Consider the following 17,720-nt stretch of genomic DNA (forward strand, 5'->3'; position numbering starts at 1 on the left):
CCATGTTTCAACTGTCTAATATTGAGATCGTTCGAGGTGGACGTCAGATCCTCGGCATCGACCAACTTAACATCCCAACGAATGAACTGACTGTCGTTTTGGGCCATAACGGTTCAGGCAAATCGACACTGGTGAACCTGCTTTCTGGTCAAATGTCACCAGATAAAGGCACGGTAGCATTAAACGACACTTCCCTTTCATCACTCAAAACCAAAGAGCTGGCAAAGCAGATAGCCTATTTGCCACAAAAGCTGCCCTCCTCGGCTGGTTTAACGGTAGAAGAGCTAGTGCGCTTAGGCCGCTTTCCGTGGCGTGGCGCACTTGGTCGTTGGAAACCTGAAGACAAAAAGATTATCGCTGAAGCCATGGCTCGCACTGGCGTAGCTCCGTTTGCTCAAGCATTAGCGGACGATTTATCGGGTGGCGAGCGCCAACGCGCTTGGGTGTCTATGCTGTTGGCTCAACAATCACCAATTTTGATCCTAGATGAACCGACCTCCGCGCTCGATGTTCACCATCAATTTCAACTGATGGCGCTACTTGCAGAGCTAAATAGAACCGAGAACGTAGGCATTATCGTGATCCTGCACGATTTGAACTTAGCACTGCGCTATGCAACCCACATTGTTGCGCTCAAGAAAGGTCAAATTGCGTTCGAAGGCAACGCCGACATGTTGCTAGATGAGGAGCGCCTTTCTGAGTTGTATGAGTCACCGATTAAGCTCATTGATCATCCAACTCCAGCCAACACATTGGCGAGCCAAAAGGTGGCTGTTGTATGCGCATAATAGCTCGTTTACTTACTGTGGTTACACAATCTGCTTTTCTGTTGGCATTTTTTATGACTAATGCAAATGCAGTCATCACCGTTACCGATGAATATGGTGAGCATAGTTTTGAGCAAGCGCCACAACGCGTTGTTGCCTTAAACTGGGACATCTTAGAACAAGTTTTGGCGCTAAACGTAGAACCAATCGCAGCCCCAAATTTACCAGGCTACCGCCAATGGGTCGTCAATCCAACTGCACCAGAGTCAATTGAAGATATTGGAACCCGAGCAGAGCCCAACTTAGAAAAAATCGCCAGCTTGAAGCCAGATGTCATCCTTGCTGCGTCTCCACAGCAAGACTTGATTCCGTTACTCAAACAAATTGCTCCGGTTATATATTTACCTAATTTTTCTGAAAATGAGGCTGCGGCCGAGACTGCTATTCGTCACTTTCGTACGCTCGGCAAGCTATTCAATAAAGAGGCACTTGCTGAACAGAAACTGGCAGAATTAGATGCTTCATTTGCGCAGATGCGCCAGCGAATTCGCCACTATTACTCTGAGCCACTCAGTGTTCAGGTGATGCGTTTTTCAACGCCGAATACGGTGTTTCTTGCAACCGAAAATTCCACCACAGACTACGTGGCCAGAAAGCTGGGATTACACGCTCCAATTAAAGAGGCTCCACGCGCGTGGGGCGTAAAGCAAGATCGGATTAATCGACTTCAAAACCTTCAAAACAGCTACGTTCTCTACGTACAACCTTTCCCAGAAGAACGCAAACTGAAAGATTCGCCACTTTGGCAAGCGATGCCGTTTGTAAAGAAGCAGCGGGTAAATTCAGTCAGAGCAGTGTGGGCGTATGGCGGTGCTATGTCTTTGCAATACACCGCTGAAGCGATTACCGACAGTCTAATAGAGTTGGCACCAAAGCAATGAGAACGAAACATTATATTGGTTATCTGGCGCTGATTACGTTACTTAGCGTCTTTAGTCTACAAATTGACACTAATTTATCACTCTTCGAACAGTGGCAATTATTAACAAAACCAGAGGTAGCGAGCGAATTTCGTGACGTATTTTTTACGCAAGCTCAGCTTCCTAGGTTAAGTATTACCCTCCTTGTTGGTGCCATGCTTGGTCTCACCGGCAGCTTAATGCAGCAATTAACGCAGAACAACCTCACCTCGCCGTTGACTCTTGGCACCTCTTCTGGCGCTTGGCTTGCATTAGTTGTGGTAAATATTTGGTTCGTCGATTGGGTAGCCGATTACTCTGCATTAGCCGCAATGGCGGGGGCTTTAGTGGCGTTTGGCCTGATCGTATCAATTGCCGGTGTGCGTAATATGACAGGTTTGCCGTTGGTCGTTTCGGGGATGGTGATCAATATCTTGCTCGGTTCTATCGCCACAGCCATTATTATTTTAAACGCTCAGTTTGCACAGAATATTTTTATGTGGGGAGCAGGAGACCTTTCTCAATACAGCTGGGATTGGTTTGAGTGGTTATTGCCTCGCTGCGCTATCGCAATCGTAATTTTGATCGTCGCACCACGTATTCTGACTCTAATGAAACTAGGGCAAGAAGGCGCAGCAGCCCGAGGCTTAGCGGTATTACCTGCTTTTGGCACGTTAATGGTGATGGGTATTTGGCTGGTATCTGCCTCAATCACCGCAGTTGGCATTATCAGCTTCATCGGATTACTGACACCTAATATTGCCAGAGCGATGGGGGCAAGAACACCGCGCGACGAATTGATCAGCAGCATGCTTTTGGGCGCAATGCTGTTAATCATCACAGACTCTGCCGCCATCTCATTAAGCTTATGGTTAGAGGAAACCATTCCTAGCGGCGTAGCGGCTGCAGCTATTGGCGCTCCCGCTTTAATTTGGTTTACTCGTAAAAAGCTGACGGCAACCGATCAACTTAACCTTTCAATGAGCCAAGGAAAAACGGCGCTTTCTAAGCGCGCAGTTTGTAGCATAGTGATAATGAGCATCGTCGGGGTTCTGGTTTACTCATTCGTTACCCATGGTATAAACGGGATCCAATGGTCCGTGCCAGGGGAGTTCCAATGGCAATTACGCTGGCCGCGAATGCTAACCGCACTTTCTGTCGGTATTGCGCTATCCGTTGCCGGAATCATTTTGCAACGCATTGTTTACAACCCTCTGGCCAGCCCAGATATTCTCGGTGTGTCTTCCGGAGCCACGTTTGCCATTATTACGACTGGAGTCATCGCTGGGTCACTTCTCTCCGCATTTAACTGGGGTATCGCTTTTTTCGGAAGTATGTCCGTATTGATGTTATTGCTGATTATCGGTAAACGAAGCCATTTTAATCCATCTAACTTCGTGTTGTCCGGCATCGCACTAACGGCACTATTGGAAGCCCTCGTTCAATTTTCGCTAGCTCAAGGTTCTGGTGACAGTTACAAAATTTTATTGTGGCTAACTGGTTCAATTTATCGAGTCACAGCCGACACCGCACTGATGCTATGTTTGGCAATAATGGTTCTGCTTACCGCTGTATTCGCGATTTCTCGCTGGCTAACATTAATTTCCATCGGACGACAATTCTCAAATGCACGAGGACTTAACCCCACCGTAGCCAATACGCTAATGCTCACCATCGTGGCTTTATTATGCGCCTTTTCTACCGCTACAGTTGGTCCGATATCTTTTGTTGGCTTGGTCGCTCCCCATATGGCGATGATGTTAGGAGCAAGAAAAGTGAAAGAGCAACTAAGTGTCGGAGCCTTAATTGGTGCAACCCTAATGTTGTGGGCAGATTGGCTGGGACAAATCGCTATTTATCCAAGTCAGGTGGCAGCTGGCACATTGGTCGCTATTTTAGGCAGTACTTACTTTCTGTTTTTAATGCTGAAAAGTAAATTCAGCTAAGTATTCAGGGAATATAGTTAGAGCTGGAAATACCGTTAGAAAAACAAACCCCGCTATGTTTGATAGCGGGGTTTGTTTTAACTAGCGTACGACACTTCTCTATTTTTCAATCACCACAGGAAAGCGCTGCTCATAAAGTTCCATAAAGTCTTTACGAATCAAATGCTCCAAGTGGTTAGCTTTATCGGTCGGGCAGAAAATCATAACATGCAAAATCTGCTCACCATTGATATTGCTAGAAATATGCATATGTGGCTCTGCACCGGGAAGATCAACCCCAGCGTGTTTTTCAATCATCGCGTTGTAGCGATGCGCAACATCACTGAAGTAGCTACAATGCTCTTCAATCTTGTCGGTCAAGATTGGTAACAGAGGATACAAATTAACGAAGTCTTTCACCACGATAGAAAAATTGTGGTAGACGTAGCGCTTCATAAAATTGAGGTTCTTTACTGGGTAAGTAAAAAACATACTATTGGGTAAGGTCGCGGTTTTTCCGGTGTAGTGATATTGACCATGGTGCAGGTCGATTTCTTGAATCACCGTCGCCATCATATTGTGCTCGATCACTTCGCCGCACAGTTTACCGACCTCAATCCAGTCACCGACACGAAAAGAACGTGAGCTTGCTCTTTGAATCGAGCCTGTAAAACACAAAATTATCTCTTTGGATGCCACAACAATGGCAACCGCTATCGCCGTGACACTTAGAGCAAACTCGTTTATTTCTGATTGCCATAAAATAAATAAAATCAGTAATGTAACGGCAAAGGTGCCGTTCTTAGTTCTGGACATCCAGCTGCGCTGATCTTCAGAAAGAAAGGCATGGTCACCACGAATCATCGATAAAATGGTACGACGAATTAACCACATAATCACAAAGATCAGTGCGGTAAAAATCAGTTTATGAGTGAGAAGAAAATCGACGACTAACTGCACTTTCTCCATTCCACGGCTCCCTTAGAATTAAAATACGGCCTAGTAACGGGTAACCATAACAAATTATTTTGTCAGTTGTCCGTGTTCACTCAAGTACTTTTGAGATTACTCCTCTCTAAAGGCGCGATTCATGCTTTCAGTGATTGGCTTTATTAAATAACTTAAAGGCGTTCGCGGTTCAGATAAAATAAGCACTTCCGCGTTCATTCCTGAAGTTAAGCGGTGTTTGGCTACATCTTCTTGCGAAATTGCAATTCTAGCGAGGTAAAAATCCTCTTGGTTTTCTTGTGAAAGCTTATCCGCAGAAATCGTTAACACCGTGCCGTCTAATGGTGCCAACGTTCTAGCATTCAGAGCGGTCAGACGAACATGCGCCTGCTGACCTGGGTTAACTAAATCGATATCCTGAGGATTCACGCGAGCCTCGACTAACAACTTATCGTCTTGAGGAACCAACTCTAATAGCGTTTCACCCGAACCAATCACACCTTTTTCGGTAAACACCTGCATGTTGACCACACGGCCAGCAATAGGTGCATTGATGGTTGTTCTCGCTACAATATCTTGTGCTGAGCGATACTCTTCACGAATGGCGACGATTTCCTTTTTGGTGTTTCGTAGCTCCTCGACAATCTCATTCAGTCTTTCAAGCTTCAACTCTTCAATTTGCGCTTGGTTTTCATCCAACCTTTTGTTTACTGTGAGTGATTGTCTGTCTAACTGACTTAAGGTACTCCGCACTTCCGCCGCAAGACGTTTGAGTTGAAGTAAGGTGGATTTACCCGAAAAGCCTTTTTGAACTAGAGCTTGGTTACTGTCTATTTCTTCGGCGATAAAATTGAGTCTTTCTCTCTCAATTACTTTGGTTTGCTGGAGGTTTTCCAGCTCCAAATTTGCCCCAGAAATACTCTGCTCAATGATGCTCAGCTTACTATCAGAGAATCGCTTTCTCGCTTCAAAGATCTTGTTTTGAACCAGTTGAGCTTCTTGGACGATATCGACGCGAGGAATACTTTCAAGATCATCAGACCATACGATCGTTGGCAATTCATCTAGCTCAGCACTTAGACGGTTTTCCTTCGCTAGAGTATGAATAAACTGACCACTTAATGAGTCCAACTTCGCCATAGCTTGTCGCTTAGAGAGTTGAATTAATAATTGACCTTTTTCAACCAAGTCTCCCTCCTGCACGTACAGCTTTTCAATAATGCCGCCTTCTAGATGTTGAATTTCTTGTCGCTTAGTGAGAACAGACAAATCGCCATAAGCAATTGCAGCACTCTCTAATTTCGCTGTCGCAGCCCAGTAGCCTAGGCCACCAAGAAAAATACTTAGCGTCACCACACCAAGTAAAATTGGCTTTCGAAAGCTTAGTTTCGCTTGCGGACTAAAACGATAAACGGTTTCAGACGGATGCTGATTAACGGCTGGCAGTTGATTGCTCATTTCTTACCCTTGGAATATCTGTTCTTTCTTCGCCCATCAAGCGTTTTAATACTTCATCTTTAGCACCGTATAATTTGACTCGACCTTCAGCCAAATACAGCAATCTATCCATTTGTCGTAATGTACTCGGATTATGGGCAATGACGATAATCGTTGAGCCTTGCGCCTTTAAATGGGCAATCAAACGTTGATATGCAGCCTCTCCTTCACCATCAAGGTTGGCATTAGCTTCATCGAAAATCACAATAGGTGGGTCGCCATAAACGGCTCTAGCAAGTGCGATTCTCTGCCTTTCTCCTCCAGATAAACCACGGCCATTTTCGCCAATAACGAAATCATAGCCTTTGTTTTTCTTGAGTATTAATTCATGACATCCTGCTAGTTGCGCCGCCTTGATGACTTTAGCGGGGTCTTCCTCTTTGAAGCGCGCGATGTTCTCCCGAATTGTGCCAGGAAACAACTCTACTTCTTGAGCGAGGTAACCAAAATGGGCGCCGCGATCTTCCGATGCCCAAGTAGACACTTCCATACCATCAAGCGTAACCTTACCCGCTAGTGGCTTGATCGTACCTAATAACAACCGAGCAAACGTCGATTTACCAGTACCAGAAGGGCCAATAACTCCGACAGCGACTCCGGGAGGAATGGATAAGTTGATCGATGAGAGTACAGGCTCTGCTGTGCCAGGATGGCGATAAGCAAGTCCAGTAAGTTCATAGTGTCCTTTTGGCTTTGGCAGTGGCATATTCGATTCATCTTGGCGCACGATTGCGTCGATTTCTTTTAGTCGTTTATACGCGCCTTTAGCAGACATAGCACTTCGCCATGTTCCAATCGCCTGCTCCATCGGCGAGAGTGCCCGACTCATTAAAATGGAACTCGCGATCATCGCTCCCGCAGTAATCTCATGTTGGATCACTAACCATGCTCCGCCTCCCAGCAAAAAGATCTGTAGTGAACCACGTACAAACTTAGAAAAGTTAGCCATGTAAATGGACTTACCTGCCACTCGCTCTTCGAGCATATTGACTTCATTCACGCGCGACTGCCATTTCTCTAAGAACGCGTTCATCATCCCCATCGCAAGAATTGAATTGGCATTTTGCGTGGCTAACTCGGCGTTGTTGATATGAGAGATCGCCCTAACTTCACTTTCTTGCATGGTTTTACGCGTCATTAGCTCATTGAGTAGCCCGAGACTAAACAATACGATAGACCCGAGTAACGCGATGTGACCCAATACTGGGTGCAATAAATATACGAACAAAATAAACAGCGGTGTCCAAGGCGCATCCAATAGTGGATAGGGTGCTTGGCTGCTCAAAAAGCTTTTGATGTTCTGAATGTCTCGCAGCGTTTGCGAGGTGTAACTCTTCCCTGTGTGCGATTGGTATTGAATGCTGCGCTTAAGCATAAAAGTGGACAGTTTGGTGTCCATCCAATAACCAAATGATTTACTCATTTGCGCGCGAGCGATATCAATAATCGACATGGTTAATAACGCGACAATCACGATAATAGTGAGCAAAAGTAGAGTATCGGTTGAATAGGAGGATATCACTCGGTTGTACACTTGAAGCATGTACAAGGGTATCGAGAGGACTAGTAAGTTGATAAAAAGGCTAAAAGCGATTAGCAAGCCCGCAAGCGTGCATAGTTTTTGTCTCACTTCTTTGAAAACCGTTTTTTGCACGACTATTTCCGTTTAAATTGAAAATGTAGGCGCCAGCAAAAGCTAGCACCTAACTTAAGACAGCCTCAAATACACTCTAGAATGACCGAGTTAGTTCACCTCAGCGTGACAGAGCCACACAAACTAATCCCATTCTGAGTGATTTAGGTCATTTAGATTGCAAATAAATCCGCACCGTAAGTATTGATGTCAGTTTCGGTAACGCCAATGAGTTTCACGGTTAGATCAGCACCATCGGTAAACACGGCATTACCTACAGCATCATAGCTAAAGCTTAAATCACCGAAGTCTGTGACCGAGTCGCTAATAATGTGCAAAGAATCTTCACCAATGGTGAAATCCACAACTTTTGCTTCGCCATGGCCACCAAACTTATCCGTGAACACAAACTTATCGCCATTGCTGCCGCCAACTAGAACATTATCACCAGAACCAGCTACAAGAATATCTTCACCGACGCCGCCATTTAGTTTGTTGTCACCCAACAAACCCAAAAGCAAATCATTACCTGTACCACCGCCGAGGTAATCGTTTCCTGTACCAGCCCTTAGGATGTCATCACCAGCACCACCAGTTAGGCGATCATCACCGTCGCCGCCGATCACATAATCGTTACCGCCACCGCCAACAAACGAATCATTACCACCAAAACCAATAAACAAGTCATCGCCGCCATCGAAATCAGCAAATTGGTTATTTACACCTGCATCGCCTAGATACGTGTCATTGTCACTTGTGCTCATTTTTATTCCCTCTTGTCTTAATAATTGAATAGACCTTTTATTCTATGTCTGAGTAGATTTGTAACAGACATGAGAAGTCTAATAGTCAACCGAATAGGAATAAGTTTGAATATGGGATGATATTTCAGACTGACATTTTAATAATAAATATAAAACTTAGTACTTTATAGAGTATTTTCTTTTTATTACAGTAAGTTAATACTAGTACTACAGATTTCGCCTAGCCCAACTTGTTGCTTGCGTACGGTTCTTTACTTCTAACTTTCTAAAAATATTGTATAGATGTGATTTAATAGTATGCTCACTGATAAATAAAGAATCAGCAATTTCCATATTTGAGCCTCCTTCTTTCAACATTTTTAAAACTTGAATTTCACGCCGAGTAAGCTCTACCTCGATAGCGGGCTCAATAATGCTATTCGCTTCTTTTCCTCGATAATAATTAACCAGCTGATCCAGTAATCTTCGAGACAGCCAATTATCTCCTTTTATTATTGCTTTTAACCCCTGACACACCTTGTCCATGGAGTCTCCCGGACCGAATATACCCTTTACATGCGGCCATGAGGCGAGTTCTTCTGTGTCTAAGTCATAACCTAAATTAAGCATTATGGTTCCTAGCACTTTATTACTATCTTTTAAATAAACTAAAGTTTCGGATGGAATCTCAACTGAAAAATCAACAAGCAAAAAGTAGCGTTCCGGAATGAGTTCGTGATAACTAGGGTTTTTAGTATCTATGATCGTTATTTTAGTTTCTATATTTTTAGAAAGCATTTCCTTAAAGTTTTCACTCTGTAAACTTTGTTGAGTGAGCATTAGGACTTCAGGCTTTTCCATATACTGTTCCATAATGTTTCTCATACTTTCAGTGACTTAACATTCTTAAATTAGTCGTTAATCGTCCGCACTTAGTGTGATATGTAAGTGCTAGTCCACAGAGTAAAGTTATTTGCTACTTTTTTAAATTCCAAAGTTATTAAAAAGAGAATCAAAAAAAGTGTTTCTCATAAAAGAAACACTTTTAACACATTTAGGTCACAGTAATGATTAAGAATTCACTAAATTAAATAACGTAATATTTCAAGGAGATTACACTGTTAACGAGTTATCCGAAATATTTTCTTTCGCCCAAATAAGTGCTTGGACTCTATTTTTTACTTCAATCTTCTTGAAAATATTGTGTAAATGAGTCTTTACCGTATTCTCGCTCACAAATAGTTGTTCGGCAATTTGTTGATTGGAAGCCCCCATAGAGAGAAAGGTAATTATTTGTTGCTCTCGTTTGGTCAAAATAGCGGGAACATTCTTATTTATCGGTTTGCAGTGGCGACGAAGGTGAGTAATGTATTGCTGAGAAAACTTACGGCTGAACCACATATCCCCCTGAAGTACCTTACCAATCCCAACTTGCAGCGTTTTTATATCATCAGAGGTATAGAAAATACCTGCTAGAGTACGCCAAGCAAAAAGATCTTCAGTCGAAATGGATTGATCACAATTAATTAAGATTTCGAGCGTATCTTTCTGTTGCGACTCTTTAAATTCCGAATAACGCCGAAATATTTCATCAGTGATCACGCTGCAATCAACAATAATGGCTGACGCTAAAGGCGAATCTAACGCTCCGTGAATAAGAGAGTCTGGTGTGATTAGAGCAACACTAATACCGAGTTTGGTCTCCAATACATCTTTCAGCAGAGATGACTGCAGACTGCCCTCCGTGATTAAAATGACATTTCTTGTTTTTTGTTGCTCCATCCTGATCGCATTCCCTTGGTCGCTTTTATTGAAATACGCAATAGATTTAGATAGAGCAGTAGTATTGTCAAGTATGAAAATAACTAGTACTAATTAATAACTCATTGAAGTGTCAATAATTTTTAAGTGGCAAGTATGTAAGAGGTATTAGCATTTTTCAGGCATTAAAAAAGGGAGCATACACTCCCTTTTTTGTATTTGAGTTGGTGATTTTGTCGCGCCCGTTAGAGCCGAAACCTCACCCTAGCTTAGTGAACTGGAACAGAGTTTTTTTGGTTAAATTTACCAAAGTGTTGCTCTAACACTTCTGGCGTCAACTTACCTTCTGCTTCCAGCTTTTTTAGCTCAGCGACGATCGCTTTTTGCTCTTCTAGCGACGGCAGTTTTACTTCTGGCTCCTGAGCGGCTTCCTGAGAAATCTGCTCTAGTTCTTTTTCGAAGTCATTCATAGTACTTACCTAAATTTAGTTAGTGAACTTTTAAACTTCGGCTATTCTATCCAACTCTATAGCTTGAAGCTACCAACCATCTTGTCCAGACGTGAAGAGAGCGCTTGAAGATCACGACTTGCATCCGCCAGCTCTTCTGCCGTTGCCGTTGTCATTTCATTGATCGCGTTGATTTCTTCAATGTTTTGGTTAATGGTATGCACCACAGTGGATTGCTCTTCCGTCGCCGTCGCAACTTGCGTATTACGATCAGAGATGTCTGTAATTCGCTCAGAAATATTGACTAACACTTCCACTGCTTCATCGGTTGAAGCGACCCCTTCAATAGTGACCGCTTTACCCGCTTCCATAGCACTTACCGCGTCTTGTGCGTCACTTTGAAGTTGGTTGATCATCCGTTGGATCTCTTCTGTTGAGTCAGCTGTGCGTGACGCTAGGTTTCTTACCTCGTCAGCAACCACCGCAAAACCACGACCTTGCTCTCCAGCGCGTGCAGCCTCAATCGCGGCATTCAACGCGAGCAAGTTGGTTTGTTCTGATATGTCACGAATTACGCCCAGAATCGAGCCAATATCTTTAGTTGTCGATGCCAGCTGCGTGACGACAATATTGGTCGTTTCTACGTCATCAGCTAGGCGGCTAATCACCTCTTTGGCTTTCATAACCACTTCACGACCCGTTTGAGTATTATCAGAAGCCTGATTTGCCGTATCGGCAGCAGTAGCCGCGTTCGATGCAATTTCGCTGATGGTCGCACCCATCTGGTTAATCGCCGCAACAACTTGAATGGTTTGATCACGTTGCTCTTGGCTGTTGTCATGTGTGGATGTTGCTTTCGTCGAAACACTTTCTGCCGCTTGACTTAATGAGCCACTGGTTAAAGCAACTTCTTTCATTGTGGCGTGGATCTTCTCAATAAATCCGTTGAAGCCTTTTGAAAGCTGAGCAATTTCATCATTACCCTGAATTTCAATGCGCTGCGCCAAGTCGCCTTCACCTTGCCCAAGGTCAGTAAAACGATCGGCAATCAGTCGAATTGGTTTAGTAATACTATTTGCCAACCATACGCCCATCAGAATGAATACAACGGCGACAATGATGGTCGTAAACAGCATTTTTTGCGCAGTAGCATTTAGGTCCGCGAAGACTTCATCGACAGGAACTACACCAATGACAAACCAGTTCATTGAAGGAACATACAAACTGGAAACAAACGTGTCCTGCCCTTCAAAGTCCACATTAATCAAATTGAAGCTGTTTTTATTCAGCAGTGCACTCGCATCACTACCAAATAGCTTGGTGATAGAAGTTTGGTTTTTACCTTGTTGACGATGTATTTGAATCTCACCCTGTTCGTTAGTGAGGAACACATAACCCGTATCTTCAATTTTAAACCCATTGAGCAGCGTAACCATGTCGTCCATCGACTTTGAAAGACCTGACATTGATGTACCATTTAAGTCTTGGTAGTTGGCAAACATTTTTACTTCGCCGTTTGCCTCTTGGAAAACGCTCACTGACGTTTCTTGACCAGAAGACGTAAAGCCAAAGAACCAAGCATCTTGAGTTCGATTCAGCTGACGCAAAAACCCGTTTTGATTCCAGTAATATGCCGTTTGACGATTGGCTACCGAAGCATCATTAAGTCCGTACTGGGATTTAACGTTATTGAGCTGCTGAACTAACTGAACTTCTACCGACGGGTCGCGGTCTGTATTAGATAGGGCTTCGACAATAAACTCGTTTGTTGCGAGCTGTTTTGCGGCTTGTTGCATCTCTACAACTTCGCGGTCAATTTCTGTATTGATTTGCTGCAGCATCGCAGGTAGTTCGATATCAACAAGACGGTGGCTCAACACATCTCTTGCATGACGCTGAGCCATAACACCAACGATAATTGTTGATGCTAAAACAGCAAACGTAATACCAAGTACAACCTTCTGTTTGATGCTCAAGGAATGAAGTTTCAACATATTCGGACCTTTTAAAAGAATCACTTGTTATTGGCCCCATAAGGGGAATCTGGTGCATATCTCATGACACGCACATCACAGAAACTTTATCGGCTCACATATACAAAACTAGAGGCATTTCTCACTATATTATGAAAAATAAATGTAACGCTCTGTCAGATAAGAACTTTCAGTGATAGCAAGTACTTGCAATTCTCTGCAGAGTCCCAATATTGAAAAGATAAATTGCGAAAGCGCATTGGAACTTTTTCCATCTGGAAAATGACCAATACTCAACACAAAAATCAAATGGATATCGAGAGTCCAAAGCATGCATAAATCTAACTTCGAAACTCTTCAGCAATACCTAGAGTCGCAGATCATTGGTCAGCAAGATCTAGTCAAACAACTGCTTGTTGCCCTTTTAGCAGATGGACATATTTTGGTTGAGGGCCCTCCTGGGCTGGCAAAAACCCGTGCAGTAAAATCACTCTCAGATTGTGTTGAAGGCGACTTCCACCGAATTCAGTTTACCCCTGACTTGCTGCCAGCCGATTTAACCGGCACCGATATCTTCCGCCCTGAAACCGGAGAGTTCACTTTCCAATCTGGTCCTATCTTCAATTCTCTTATTCTTGCGGATGAGATAAACCGTGCACCGGCCAAAGTACAAGCGGCGATGCTTGAAGCAATGGCAGAGAAACAAGTAACAGCAGGTCGTCATACCTACCCGTTGCCAGAGTTGTTTTTGGTCATGGCGACTCAAAACCCGATTGAACAAGAAGGGACTTATCCACTACCTGAAGCGCAGCTAGATCGCTTTTTATTACATTTAGAAGTGGAATACCCAGATGCGGAACATGAGCTATCTATCTTGCGTATTAACCGCGGTGAAGCAAAAGGCGAAACTACCGTCGAGCGCCCAATGTTAAGCCAACAAGATATATTCACTGCGCGTAAAGAAGTGTTGGATATTCATATGGCCGAAACGATAGAGCAGTACATCGTCCGTTTAGTTATGGCAACACGTCGAGCCAGCGAATATGACACTGAGCTGGATAAGTGGTTGTCAATGGGCGTTAGTCCACGTGCCACCATCGCTCTGGATCGTTGTGCCCGTGCGCACGCTTGGCTTGCAGGTCGTGATTTTGTGTCCCCAGAAGATGTTCAAACCATGGCTTATCCGGTTTTGCGCCACCGTTTATTACTGAGTTACCACGCTCAAGCGGAAGGCATTACGGCAAACCAAGTCATTGATAAGCTGCTAAGCCTCGTTGGCAGTGCATAAGACGAGGGAGTGATATGTCCACAACGCATCCACTGCCACCTCATGCGAATGGGGTGACATTAACCCTTGAAGAGCTGCTGCAATACCGCACTCAATCTGTACGTTGGTTGCCACCAGCACAAAGTATCTGGTCGCAAATGAGCGGTAACCATACCAGCCGCCAAAAAGGGCGAGGCATGGATTTTATGGAAGTACGCCAATACCAATCTGGCGATGATATCCGCAGTATTGATTGGCGGGTAACTGCTCGTACAGGGAAAGCGCACACAAAGTTATTTGCAGAAGACAAAGAGCAAGCTGTGATTCTTTACCTTGACCTGAGTTCTAGCCTGCATTTTGGGTCTAAGTATATGCTTAAGTCGGTTCAATTGGCTCACTTTGCCAGCGTGTTGATTTGGCTCACTTTGGCTAAAAAGGATCGCATCGGTGCGGTGATTGACGATGGACATCAATGTTTTGAGTTTCGCCCTTCCTCTCTACAAAAACAGGGGCTGCGGATTCTTAATGCTATCGTCGATACACATAACGCGCAGGTGGCTCGTACTGCCAACAACGAGGCTCGTACACTGCCTTATACTCAGGTGTTAGAAACACTTCATACACTGACACCTAAGGGCAGCGAACTGATTATGCTCAGCGACTTTGCCCACATAAGCGCAGCAGAGTTGACGCAGTTACGTCGACTAAAACAGCACAACAGTGTGAGGGCTATTCAGTTTTATGATCCTTTAGAAAGAGGTGAAACAAACTTTAGAGGTCAAGTAAAAGCCTCGGATGGACAACGTAGTCAATGGTTCAACTTTGGCTCCAAGGGCCAAAGAAAGGAACTCGAAACACACTTTACTCAACACCAAGAAACCATTAAACAGCAATGCCATTCGATGGCGATTCCATTTAACACGCTATCAAGTGGTTGGCCCTTGATTTCACAATTAAGCTAACAAACTGTACAAGCAGCATTTATTAAGCAGTAATAATAATGACAACAAACAACCAAAGCCTAGACCTTGAACCTCTGATTTTACCAAACGCTCCGGATTGGTTTCCGCTCGCTTGGGGATGGTGGGCAGTGCTTGCGGCCACCGTACTTTTCGTTTTCAGCATTTATCTTTATACGAAATGGCGTAAAAAACGCCTACGCGCGCAAAAGTCAGCCTTAAAACTTTTAACTCAATCTGTCACACCTCATACCCCTTCCTCTGCTCTAGAAATATTGCGTCAGGCGGCATTGAGTTACTTTCCGCGTGAAGAAATCGCGCCATTAACTGGAATCGCTTGGTATGAATTTCTCGATAGCCATACCAAAGAAACTCGATTCGTAGACAAACAACATCAGTGGCAAGAAGCGCTGTATCAGAAATCCTCTCAAGAAAATCATCAAAGCTTGGTCGATGATTGTGTCTTTTGGATAACTCACGCTTTGCCACCAAAGAAAAAGGCAAATAACCGTGACTGAGCAAACACTCATAACCGAACTTGCCCAATGGCTAAACATTGAATTTGTCTGGTGGTGGGCACTATTTTTGCTGCCTGTCCCCTGGCTGGTATACAAGCTCCTGCCACAAGAATCTCAACAAGCCGAGATCAAATTGGCGTACTTACCAACTAATGAGAATGGCAGCAAGCCTAGGCAAGCCCTGCAAAAATCACTATCAATGGCGATCTGGGTTCTTCTTATCATTGCTTGTGCGCGTCCAGTTTGGTTTGGTGATCCAGTTGAGTTCCAACCCAAATATCGGGACTTGATGTTAGTCGTCGACCTATCTGGCTCGATGCAGCAAGAAGACATGGAGCTCAACGGCGAATACATCGACCGCCTCACCGCTGTCAAAAAAGTTCTATCGGATTTCGTGGCAAAGAGAAAAGGCGACCGTCTCGGGGTTGTTTTGTTTGGCGATCACGCGTATTTGCAAACGCCACTCACTGCAGACCGTAAAACCGTCATGCAGCAGATTAATCAAACCGTCATCGGCTTGGTTGGTCAACGAACCGCCATTGGTGATGGCATTGGCCTAGGCACGAAAACTTTTGTAGACAGTGATGCTCCGCAACGAGTCATGATTTTGCTTAGTGACGGCAGCAACACTGCCGGTGTGCTCGAACCGCTCGAAGCAGCGGAAATCGCAAAAAAATACAAAGCGACCATTTACACCGTAGGCGTAGGTGCTGGTGAAATGATGGTGAAAGAGTTTTTCATGACTCGCAAGGTTAACACCGCAGCCGACTTGGATGAGCAAACACTAACTAAAGTGGCAGAGATGACTGGTGGACAATATTTTCGAGCACGAGATACTGATCAGCTCGAAAAGATCTACGACACGATCAACCAGCTCGAGCCCGTGTCAAGCGACACGCAAACTTGGCGTCCACAGTCAGAATGGTTCCCATACCCATTAAGCGCTGCATTCGTACTGTCGGTATTGTTATTCCTACTGAGGAGAAAACATGGCTGAGTTTATTTTCCTTAACCCTTCTTGGCTTTTGGGGCTCATCGCAATCCCTATTGCGCTCTTGCTCAATCACAAATTTAGAGCAAAAAAAACGACACTGATTGCCCCTCACCTAGCTAAAGTGCTCGGACAAAACACGCAGTCCAAACACTATTTTATTCTCTGGGGCGTAGCTTGGGCCATTGCCTGTATTGCGCTAGCGGGACCAAGCTGGCAATCCAACGCTCGCCCAAGCTTTGAATTAAACCAAAACCGCATTTTAGTACTTGATATGTCTCGCTCGATGTTCGCTACGGACATCAAGCCTAATCGACTCGCGCAAACACGTTATAAGGCGCTGGACTTACTTCCTAAATGGAAAGAAGGGGCTACGGGTCTTATTGCTTACGCTGGCGATGCCTATAACTTAAGTCCACTGACGACTGATTCCAGTACGCTTGCCGGCATTATCGAGAATTTGTCACCAGAGCTAATGCCTTTTCAAGGGGCAAACCTGCCTTCCGCAATTGAATTAGCGCTCAACCAGTTCTCTCAAGCAGGTGTGCAACAAGGCGACATCATCGTGTTAGCTGATGACCTTGAAGAGTCAGAACTGTCTCGGACGTTGAATTTGATCGAAGGTAAAAACATTCGCATCTCAGTTCTCGCAGTAGGAACCGCTAATGGCGCTCCCATCACCCTACCCGATGGTTCTCTTTTAAAAACTGCACAAGGCACAACAGTCGTAGCGAAAACAAATCTGAAGAATTTACAAATACTAGCAAAGAAAACAGGTGGAATTTTTGTTCCTATTCAGCACACCAATCGCGATGTTGAGAACATTTCAGCCTTTACGAACAACGTTGGCAGTCAACTTTCGGCCAAGAAGAGTGAAGAAATTAGCACTGACTCTCGCTTAAACGGTGGCTTTTGGTTGCTGCCGCTGTTACTTCTGCCTGCAGCTTTACTGTTCCGACGCGGCCTGATTTGGATGTTTGTGGCAACAATAATACCGATGACTTGGACACAACACGCCGAAGCAAATCCGTTCTTAAATGCCGACCAACGAGGAGCGGAACTCTACAAGCAAGGTGAGTATGAACAGGCGCAAAATCTATTTACAAACCCAAGCTGGAAAGGAGCCGCCAGTTACCAAAAAGGTGACTACGAAGCCGCTATCGAAGCATTTTCTCATGACGCCTCTCCTAACGGCCGCTATAACCTTGCCAACTCTCTGGCGCAAAATGGTCAATTAGAAGAAGCAGCAGAGCTTTATAAAAAACTGCTTGAAGAAAAGCCCAACTTTGAAGCTGCAAAGAAAAACTTGTCGGTTGTGGAACAGAAGCTG

The 17,720-nt window shown here is 44.4% G+C and carries 16 protein-coding genes; 8 read left to right on the forward strand and 8 right to left on the reverse strand.

Going from position 1 to position 17,720, the window contains the following annotated elements; translation table 11 throughout:
• The first annotated feature begins 2 nt into the window (after positions 1-2).
• Genes NDJ01_RS16590 through fhuB form a run of 3 tightly spaced genes read left to right on the forward strand, consistent with a single transcriptional unit; the run spans position 3 to position 3,672 of the window.
• The gene (locus NDJ01_RS16590; RefSeq protein WP_258587008.1) at positions 3-788 is read left to right on the forward strand and encodes an ABC transporter ATP-binding protein; all 786 of its coding nucleotides are present in this window, start codon (positions 3-5) and stop codon (positions 786-788) included.
• The gene (locus tag NDJ01_RS16595) at positions 779-1,708 is read left to right on the forward strand and encodes an iron-siderophore ABC transporter substrate-binding protein (protein ID WP_258587009.1); all 930 of its coding nucleotides are present in this window, start codon (positions 779-781) and stop codon (positions 1,706-1,708) included. Before NDJ01_RS16590 ends, NDJ01_RS16595 begins: the two co-directional genes overlap by 10 nt.
• A complete protein-coding gene (fhuB, locus tag NDJ01_RS16600) occupies positions 1,705-3,672 on the forward strand; it encodes a Fe(3+)-hydroxamate ABC transporter permease FhuB (RefSeq protein ID WP_048625355.1) in 1,968 nt (655 codons plus the stop codon). Before NDJ01_RS16595 ends, fhuB begins: the two co-directional genes overlap by 4 nt.
• Before the next feature lie 99 nt (positions 3,673-3,771).
• Here the strand turns inward: fhuB and NDJ01_RS16605 are convergent, their stop codons facing one another.
• The 8 genes from NDJ01_RS16605 to NDJ01_RS16640 all read right to left on the reverse strand — a co-directional run bounded on the left by NDJ01_RS16605 (position 3,772) and on the right by NDJ01_RS16640 (position 12,676).
• Complete coding sequence (locus NDJ01_RS16605; RefSeq protein ID WP_139059203.1) at positions 3,772-4,620, reverse strand: mechanosensitive ion channel family protein; 849 nt, start codon at positions 4,618-4,620, stop codon at positions 3,772-3,774.
• Positions 4,621-4,716: 96 nt separating this feature from the next.
• A complete protein-coding gene (locus tag NDJ01_RS16610; RefSeq protein ID WP_258587010.1) occupies positions 4,717-6,057 on the reverse strand; it encodes an HlyD family type I secretion periplasmic adaptor subunit in 1,341 nt (446 codons plus the stop codon).
• Entirely contained in the window at positions 6,032-7,750 is a 1,719-nt protein-coding gene (locus tag NDJ01_RS16615; protein WP_046875802.1) for a type I secretion system permease/ATPase, read from the reverse strand. The genes NDJ01_RS16610 and NDJ01_RS16615 overlap by 26 nt, the downstream gene beginning before the upstream one ends.
• Positions 7,751-7,902: 152 nt before the next feature.
• Entirely contained in the window at positions 7,903-8,493 is a 591-nt protein-coding gene (locus NDJ01_RS16620; RefSeq protein ID WP_005392412.1) for a calcium-binding protein, read from the reverse strand.
• A 207-nt stretch (positions 8,494-8,700) separates the two neighbouring features.
• Positions 8,701-9,357 carry a LuxR C-terminal-related transcriptional regulator gene (locus tag NDJ01_RS16625; protein WP_080619247.1) on the reverse strand — a complete coding sequence of 219 codons (657 nt, stop codon included), beginning with the start codon at positions 9,355-9,357 and terminating at the stop codon, positions 8,701-8,703.
• Between the two features lie 228 nt (positions 9,358-9,585).
• Complete coding sequence (locus tag NDJ01_RS16630; protein ID WP_150917684.1) at positions 9,586-10,254, reverse strand: LuxR C-terminal-related transcriptional regulator; 669 nt, start codon at positions 10,252-10,254, stop codon at positions 9,586-9,588.
• Positions 10,255-10,502: 248 nt separating this feature from the next.
• Positions 10,503-10,703: a restriction endonuclease subunit S gene (locus NDJ01_RS16635; RefSeq protein WP_005392406.1), complete on the reverse strand. Its 201-nt coding sequence runs from the start codon at positions 10,701-10,703 to the stop codon at positions 10,503-10,505.
• 56 nt (positions 10,704-10,759) lie between these two features.
• On the reverse strand, positions 10,760-12,676 hold the full coding sequence (locus tag NDJ01_RS16640) for a methyl-accepting chemotaxis protein (RefSeq protein WP_047008480.1): 1,917 nt from the start codon (positions 12,674-12,676) through the stop codon (positions 10,760-10,762).
• 310 nt (positions 12,677-12,986) lie between these two features.
• On the opposite strand from NDJ01_RS16640, the gene NDJ01_RS16645 reads away from it, so the two are divergent.
• From NDJ01_RS16645 to NDJ01_RS16665, 5 genes are all read left to right on the forward strand, one after another.
• Positions 12,987-13,943, forward strand: a complete 957-nt coding sequence (locus tag NDJ01_RS16645) for a MoxR family ATPase (protein ID WP_258587011.1) — start codon at positions 12,987-12,989, stop codon at positions 13,941-13,943.
• Positions 13,944-13,957: 14 nt separating this feature from the next.
• On the forward strand, positions 13,958-14,884 hold the full coding sequence (locus tag NDJ01_RS16650) for a DUF58 domain-containing protein (RefSeq protein ID WP_258587012.1): 927 nt from the start codon (positions 13,958-13,960) through the stop codon (positions 14,882-14,884).
• Between the two features lie 38 nt (positions 14,885-14,922).
• On the forward strand, positions 14,923-15,399 hold the full coding sequence (locus NDJ01_RS16655) for a DUF4381 domain-containing protein (RefSeq protein ID WP_048625362.1): 477 nt from the start codon (positions 14,923-14,925) through the stop codon (positions 15,397-15,399).
• Entirely contained in the window at positions 15,392-16,396 is a 1,005-nt protein-coding gene (locus tag NDJ01_RS16660; RefSeq protein WP_237309183.1) for a VWA domain-containing protein, read from the forward strand. The genes NDJ01_RS16655 and NDJ01_RS16660 overlap by 8 nt, the downstream gene beginning before the upstream one ends.
• Positions 16,389-17,720 (forward strand): VWA domain-containing protein (locus tag NDJ01_RS16665; RefSeq protein WP_258587013.1); only part of this gene is annotated, 1,332 nt, incomplete at its 3' end. The genes NDJ01_RS16660 and NDJ01_RS16665, both read left to right, overlap by 8 nt.

Origin of the sequence: Vibrio sp. HS-50-1 (assembly GCF_024747315.1) — a bacterium.
GTDB classification, from domain to species: Bacteria; Pseudomonadota; Gammaproteobacteria; order Enterobacterales; family Vibrionaceae; genus Vibrio; species Vibrio diabolicus.

Bases quoted from the DNA above. Each gene is read 5' to 3' on its own strand.
- NDJ01_RS16590 (WP_258587008.1), top strand. From the start codon at position 3: ATGTTTCAACTGTCTAATATTGAGATCGTTCGAGGTGGACGTCAGATC.
- NDJ01_RS16595 (WP_258587009.1), top strand. From the start codon at position 779: ATGCGCATAATAGCTCGTTTACTTACTGTGGTTACACAATCTGCTTTT.
- fhuB (WP_048625355.1), top strand. From the start codon at position 1,705: ATGAGAACGAAACATTATATTGGTTATCTGGCGCTGATTACGTTACTT.
- NDJ01_RS16605 (WP_139059203.1), bottom strand. From the start codon at position 4,620: ATGGAGAAAGTGCAGTTAGTCGTCGATTTTCTTCTCACTCATAAACTG.
- NDJ01_RS16610 (WP_258587010.1), bottom strand. From the start codon at position 6,057: ATGAGCAATCAACTGCCAGCCGTTAATCAGCATCCGTCTGAAACCGTT.
- NDJ01_RS16620 (WP_005392412.1), bottom strand. From the start codon at position 8,493: ATGAGCACAAGTGACAATGACACGTATCTAGGCGATGCAGGTGTAAAT.
- NDJ01_RS16625 (WP_080619247.1), bottom strand. From the start codon at position 9,357: ATGAGAAACATTATGGAACAGTATATGGAAAAGCCTGAAGTCCTAATG.
- NDJ01_RS16630 (WP_150917684.1), bottom strand. From the start codon at position 10,254: ATGGAGCAACAAAAAACAAGAAATGTCATTTTAATCACGGAGGGCAGT.
- NDJ01_RS16635 (WP_005392406.1), bottom strand. From the start codon at position 10,703: ATGAATGACTTCGAAAAAGAACTAGAGCAGATTTCTCAGGAAGCCGCT.
- NDJ01_RS16640 (WP_047008480.1), bottom strand. From the start codon at position 12,676: ATGTTGAAACTTCATTCCTTGAGCATCAAACAGAAGGTTGTACTTGGT.
- NDJ01_RS16645 (WP_258587011.1), top strand. From the start codon at position 12,987: ATGCATAAATCTAACTTCGAAACTCTTCAGCAATACCTAGAGTCGCAG.
- NDJ01_RS16650 (WP_258587012.1), top strand. From the start codon at position 13,958: ATGTCCACAACGCATCCACTGCCACCTCATGCGAATGGGGTGACATTA.
- NDJ01_RS16655 (WP_048625362.1), top strand. From the start codon at position 14,923: ATGACAACAAACAACCAAAGCCTAGACCTTGAACCTCTGATTTTACCA.